We start from the raw sequence: 6,226 nt of genomic DNA, 5'->3' as shown, positions 1-6,226 counted from the left end.
ATCCCGTACCGCCCCCGCCGAACCACCGGGCACCACCCCGGCGCCCAAGCGGCCCTCCCCCGCGGTCCCCGGTCCGCGGCGCGGTGAGGGGCCGCCGGGTGGCCGGCGTACGGGGCGCAAACGCCGCGACGGCGGTGGCGGCGGACGCCGCAAGGCCCTGCGGATCATCGGCGGCGGTGCGGCGTTCCTGCTGGTGGGCGGGAGCGTCGCGGGCTACCTCTACTACCAGCACCTCAACAACAACATCAACACCACCGACGTCGGCGACGCGGGCAGCGGCGGGTTCAAGAAGGACCAGCCGATCAACATCCTGGTGATCGGCACCGACAAGCGCACCGGCGCGGGCAACGAGGGCTACGGCGACAAGGACAGCCCCGGCCACGCCGACACCACGTTCCTCTTCCACGTCTCCAAGGACCGGACGAACGCCACCGCGCTGTCCATCCCGCGCGACCTGATCACCGACATCCCCACCTGCCCGACCCGGCAGCCGGACGGCTCGACCAAGGACATCCCGGGCGACCGCAACCGCTTCAACACCAGCCTCGGCCAGGCCGGCCGGGACCCGGGCTGCACCATGCGCACGGTCAAGCAGCTCACCGGGATCCAGGTCGACCACTTCATGATGGCCGACTTCAACGCGGTCAAGACGCTCAGCACCGCGGTCGGCGGGGTCCCGGTCTGCCTGGACAAGGCCGTGGACGACAAGGACTCCAAGCTGAAGCTGGGTCCCGGTGAGCACCGGCTGCAGGGCGAGGAGGCCCTCGCATTCGTGCGCACCCGGCACGCCTTCGGCAACGAGAGCGACCTGGACCGGATCAAGACCCAGCAGCAGTTCCTGAGTTCGATGATCCGCGAGATGAAGTCCAAGGACACGCTGACCAGCCCGTCGAAGCTGCTGAACCTCGCGGAGGCGGCCACCAAGGCGCTGAGCGTGGACACCGGCATAGGGTCGATCGGGAAACTCAAGGACCTGGCGGGCGAGTTGAAGGGGATCAACCCCAAGAACATCACCTTCACCACGCTGCCGGTCCTGGACAACCCGGCGGAACGGGTCAAGGCCACCGTGGTGCTCGACCAGGGCCGGGCCGACCCGCTGCTGCAGATGATCCGCGGGGACGTCTCGCTGACCGAGGTGGAGGCCCAGAAGAAGGCCAGGGCCGAGGCGCAGAAGAACCAGCAGGACGCCCTGCTCCAGGGCAACCGGGCGCCGGCGGGCGAGGTCCGGGTGAACATCCTGAACGGCGGCGGCCCCAAGGGGTCGGCGCAGACCACGCTCAGCTGGCTCCAGGTCTCCAAGGGCGTGACCAGGGCCAGTAACCTCGGCAACGCGCCCGCCAAGCTCGATGCGACCACGCTGGAGTACGCACCCAACCAGGCCGACCAGGCACGTGCGCTGGCGGACATGATGGGGCTGCCGTCCTCCGCGCTGAAGATCGGCTCGGCGGACGCACCGCCGGCCACCCCGATGAAGCTCACGCTCGGCGCGGACTTCAAGGGCGCGGGCATCTCGCTCACCGCTCCGCAGCAGGCACCCGAGGACATCCAGCGGGTGGAGGCGGACAAGGCGGTCTGCGTCAAGTAACCGGGGGACCGTACGGGGCCGTCGCCGACGGCTCCGGTATCACACCTGACACATCAGGGGCCCTGACCGTGCCACGGTCAGGGCCCTTCGAGGGGGGAACGCGTGAGGCACAGCAGCGTGCGCGGGGAGGGTGCGCCCGCCGCGGCCGCCGAGGAGATATCGGGCGGTGGCTCCGGCGCGTCCGCGGACATACCCCGGCCACGGGAGGGCGAGGGGGCCGCGGGTGGGACCGAGGTCGAGGCCAGGGGCCGTCGGGGCAAGCGGCGCAAGGTGCTGCGCTGGGTGGCGACCGGGGTGGCGCTGACGGTGCTGGGCACGGCCGGCGCGGGGTACCTGTACTACAGCTACCTCAACGGCAACATCCGCACCGACGCCCTGAACCTCGGGGACAACAAGCTGAGCGCCCCGCGGCCCAACGCCTTCGGTCAGACGCCGCTGAACATCCTGCTGATCGGCTCCGACGCCCGCGACGGCGAGGAGAACAAGGCGCTGGGCGGGGCCAAGGACGCCTTCGACGGCCCGCCGCTGGCCGACGTGCAGATGCTGGTGCACGTCTCGGCGGACCGCTCCAACATGTCCGTCGTCTCGATGCCGCGCGACACGCTGCTGAAGATGCCCAAGTGCACCGAGGCGAACGGCAAGGTCCACCAGGCCAGCAAGGGCCTCGTGCAGACCAACGAGTCGCTCCAGCGGGGCGGCCCGGGCTGCACGGTCGCCACCTGGCAGGAGCTGACCGGCATCCCGATCCAGCACTTCATGATGATCGACTTCAAGGGCGTGGTGTCGATGGCGGACGCCATCGGCGGCGTCCCGGTCTGCGTGGAGCAGAACGTCCACTCGCGCACCCGGGACGGCAAGGGCTCCGGCCTGAAGCTCCCCGCGGGCACCAGCAACATCCAGGGCGAGCAGGCCCTGCAGTGGCTGCGCACCCGGTACGGGTTCGAGGACGGCACGGACATCGCGCGGACCCACGCCCAGCACATGTACATGAACGCGCTGGCGCGCGAGTTCCGCAAGAACGCCAAGCTGAGCAACCCGGTCAAGCTCAACAGCCTGGCCCAGGCGGCGATCGAGGCGATGGTCGTGGACAACGGCCTCAACAAGATCGACAAGCTGTACGACCTGAGCATGGAGCTCAAGAAGGTCCCCACCGGGCGGATCACCATGACCACCATGCCGTGGATCTGGAGCCCGCAGGACGAGAACCGGGTGGAGCCCAAGCCGGGCGAGGCCGAGGAGCTGTTCCGGATGGTCCGCGAGGACATCCCGCTCGACGGCAAGGGGACCCAGCAGCCGGGCCCCGGCGCCTCCGCGTCGCCCGGCCAGCCGGGGGCGTCCGCGTCGGCGCAGGCCCCGTCGGCCCCGCCGTCGCGGCCGGCCGGTGACCCCGCGGCGCCCCCGGCCAAGATCCCGGTCATGGTGCGCAACGCCACCAGCGGCAAGGGCGGCACGGAGAGCAAGGTCCGCAACCGGGCCAACGAGATCGCCGCGCTGCTGGTGTCCAAGGGCTTCACCCGGGCCCAGGCCGACAACCAGGCCTCGGGCGAGGACACCTCGCTCGTGCGCTACGCGAGCCTGGACCAGGCCGGTGACGCCCACGCGGTGGCCGCCGCGCTGGGCCTGCCGGAGACCGCGGTGCAGCGCTCGACCGACGTCTCGGGCATCACGCTGTTCGTCGGCAAGGACTGGCGTACGGGCACCACCCCGGCCCCGCTGCCGCCCGCCCCGACCAAGGCCCCGGACTCGGCGCGCCCGCTCAACGGCGACGACGAGAAGGCCTGCATGAAGATCCAGCCCGGGTTCACCTGGTAACGCCCGCGCTGTGCGGCGTACGCGCGAAGGGCCCGGCGGAGCGGTTCCGCCGGGCCCTTCGCGGTGCTGTCCGTCGTCGGGCCGCCCGTCGTCGGGCCGCCCTCCGTACGGCTGTCCGTCCTAGCGGACGGCCTCCGTACGACCGGTGCCGCCCGTGACCGCCGGGCGGCGGCTGGCGATGACCTTGCGGGCCAGCGAGCGCGGGCTGGTCAGGAAGCCGAAGCCCCAGGACATGTGCATGGTGGCCAGGGCGACGGGGATCTGCGCCCGCGCCTTGAGGGACAGGCCCTTGCCCGCCGGGACCGAGCCCAGGGTGATCGCGGCCAGGTACCCGGCCGGGACCACGAAGGCCCACGGGGTCACGGTCGCGCCCAGCACCGTGCCCGCGGCGATCGCGCACACGGCGGTCGGCGGGGCGAGGTAGCGCAGGTTGATCGAACCGGCGTGGTAGCGGGCCACCACGTGCCGCCAGCGGCCGTAGTCCTTGTACTGCTTGGCCAGCGCCTTCACCGACGGGCGGGGGCGGTACTGGACCTTCAGCTCCGGCGAGAACCAGATCAGGCCGCCGGCCTCGCGGATGCGGAAGTTCAGCTCCCAGTCCTGGGCGCGGATGAACTCCTCGTTGTAGCCGCCCTGCTGCTCCAGCGCCTCGCGGCGGAAGACACCGAGGTAGACGGTCTCGGCCGGACCGGCCTGGCCACCGGTGTGGAAGGCCGCGTTGCCGACGCCGATCTTCGAGGTCATCGCCGCGGCGACGGCGTCCTCCCAGGCGTTCTCGCCCTCGGCGTGCATGATGCCGCCGACGTTCTGCGCGCCGGTCTCCTCCAGGAGCCGGACGGCGGTGGCGATGTAGTTCGGGGAGAGCATGCCGTGACCGTCGACGCGTACCACGATCGGGTGACGCGAGGCCTTGATGGCGGCGTTGAGGGCGGCCGGGGTACGGCCGGTGGGGTTCGGCACGGTGTGGACGCGCGGGTCCTCGCGGACGAGCTCGGCGGCGATCTCGTCGGTCCGGTCCGTGGACGGGCCGAGCGCGATCACCACCTCCATCTCGCCGTCGTAGTCCTGCCCGAGGATGTGCCGGACTGCGTCACGCAGGTGGCGCTCCTCGTTGAGCACCGGCATGATCACCGAGACTGCGGGCTGCTGGGTGGGCATGGGGTCCTTCACGGTCGGGTATCGGTGTCACGTTACCGCGTACGGGGGAAACGGGTGCGCGCCGGACGGGCAGTACGACGGTCGCTGATCGTATGGGCCTACTGTTCAGACGAATCTCCCCTGCTGAATCCCCTGCTGCTGCGGAGGTGTCCCCCGTGCCCGAGCCGCACCGTTCCCCCCGTCCGTCCCGGTCCCCGCGGCCCGCCCGGCGGTCCCGCGGCGGCGGCCCGGCGCGGGAGGCGGCGCGGCGGCCCCGCTGGGGCGTGCGGCTGGCCGGGGCGGTGTCGGTGGTGGTGCTGGGCTCCGGGGCGATCGGGCACGCGGTGATGACGGGGCTGGACACCGGGATCGACCGGGTGGACCCGTTCAAGGACATGAAGAACCGTCCCAAGGCCGGGCACGGCATGAACGTGCTGCTCGTCGGCACCGACGGGCGGGACCGGATCACCCCGGAGGAGAAGCAGGCGTACCGGCTGGGCGGCGCCCCCTGCCACTGCACCGACACGATGATGCTGGTGCACCTGTCGGCCGACCGGCGCCGGGCGAGCGTGGTCAGCCTGCCGCGCGACTCCTACGCCGAGGTCCCCGCGCACCGCGACGAGGTGAGCGGCAAGGAGCACCGGCCCCACCCGGTGAAGCTGAACGCCGCCTATGCCGAGGGCGGGCCCAACCTGACCGTGCGGACCGTCGAGAACATGACCCGGGTGAAGATCGACCACTACCTGGAGGTGGACTTCACCAGCTTCATGCGGACGGTGGACGCGATGGGCGGCGTGGAGATCTGCACCGCCAAACCGCTGCGCGACGCCAACACCGGCCTGGAACTGATGCCCGGCACCCACCGGCTGACCGGCGGCCAGGCCCTGCAGTACGTCCGGGCCCGCCATGTGGACGGGGCCGCGGACCTCGGCCGGATGCAGCGCCAGCAGCGGTTCATGGCCGCGCTGGTCAAGGAGGCCGCGCAGGGCGGGGTGCTGCTGAACCCGGTGAAGTTCAAGGAGGTCAGTTCGACCCTGCTGGGCTCGGTCCGGGCCGACAAGGGCTTCGGCTCGCAGCAGATGCTGGCCCTGGGCCAGGCGATGCGGGACTTCAGCCCGTCCTCCTCGGAGTTCGCCTCGGTGCCCATCGGCAACGCCTCGTTCCCGGTGAAGGGCATCGGCTCGACCGTGAAGTGGGACGGGCCGAAGGCGGACCGGCTGTTCGAGGCGCTGCGCGAGGACCGCCCGCTGGCCCCGGCCCGGCCCGGCCGCTCCGAGCAGCCCGCGGCGGTCCCGGTGGACGTGCCCCCGCAGCAGATCCGGGTGCAGGTGGAGAACGGCACCCGGATCGACGGGCTCGGCGGCCGGGTCGACGAGGCGCTGCGCGCCACCGGCTTCAACACCACCCGCACCCCGGGCAACGCGGCCAGCCGCGAGGTCCGCCGCACGGTGATCGCCTACGACCCCCGCTGGGACCGCTCGGCGCGCACCCTGGCCACGGCCCTGCCCGGCGCGGAACTCCGCGCGGTCCCCGGCCAGGGCCGCACCCTGCTGGTCACGGCCGGCTCGGACTACAAGAAGGTCCTCGCGGTCCGCGCCGAGGACCCGTACCAGACCCCGGCCTCGACCCTCGGGGCGGTCACGGGGGACCAGGTGGTGTGCGGGCTGTCGCTTATACACCTCCGACGCTGCC

4 protein-coding genes are annotated in these 6,226 nt (G+C 72.0%); 3 read left to right on the top strand and 1 reads right to left on the bottom strand.

Translation table 11 applies throughout. The features are described 5' to 3' along the window. Both EF918_RS31170 and EF918_RS31165 read left to right on the top strand, forming a co-directional pair. On the top strand, positions 1-1,585 hold a 1,585-nt coding region (locus tag EF918_RS31170), incomplete at its 5' end, for an LCP family protein (RefSeq protein ID WP_260610830.1). Positions 1,586-1,687: 102 nt separating this feature from the next. Beyond that, positions 1,688-3,397: an LCP family protein gene (locus tag EF918_RS31165; protein WP_260610829.1), complete on the top strand. Its 1,710-nt coding sequence runs from the start codon at positions 1,688-1,690 to the stop codon at positions 3,395-3,397. A 120-nt stretch (positions 3,398-3,517) separates the two neighbouring features. Here EF918_RS31165 and EF918_RS31160 read toward each other — a convergent pair whose 3' ends face one another. After that, positions 3,518-4,555 (bottom strand): glycosyltransferase family 2 protein, encoded by a 1,038-nt coding sequence (locus tag EF918_RS31160; protein ID WP_125652278.1) that lies wholly within the window; start codon positions 4,553-4,555, stop codon positions 3,518-3,520. 92 nt (positions 4,556-4,647) lie between these two features. Here EF918_RS31160 and EF918_RS31155 point away from each other — a divergent pair. Continuing rightward, positions 4,648-6,226, top strand: a 1,579-nt coding sequence (locus EF918_RS31155) for an LCP family protein (RefSeq protein WP_148141291.1), incomplete at its 3' end; no start/stop codon positions are given.

Origin of the sequence: Streptomyces sp. WAC06614 (genome assembly GCF_003949795.1) — a bacterium.
GTDB lineage: Bacteria > Actinomycetota > Actinomycetes > Streptomycetales > Streptomycetaceae > Streptomyces.
Note: the sequence above shows the minus strand (reverse complement) of the source record. Positions and strands in the feature narration are given on the sequence as shown.

Excerpts from the sequence above, each read along its gene's own strand:
- EF918_RS31160 (WP_125652278.1), bottom strand. The coding sequence starts at position 4,555 with ATGCCCACCCAGCAGCCCGCAGTCTCGGTGATCATGCCGGTGCTCAAC.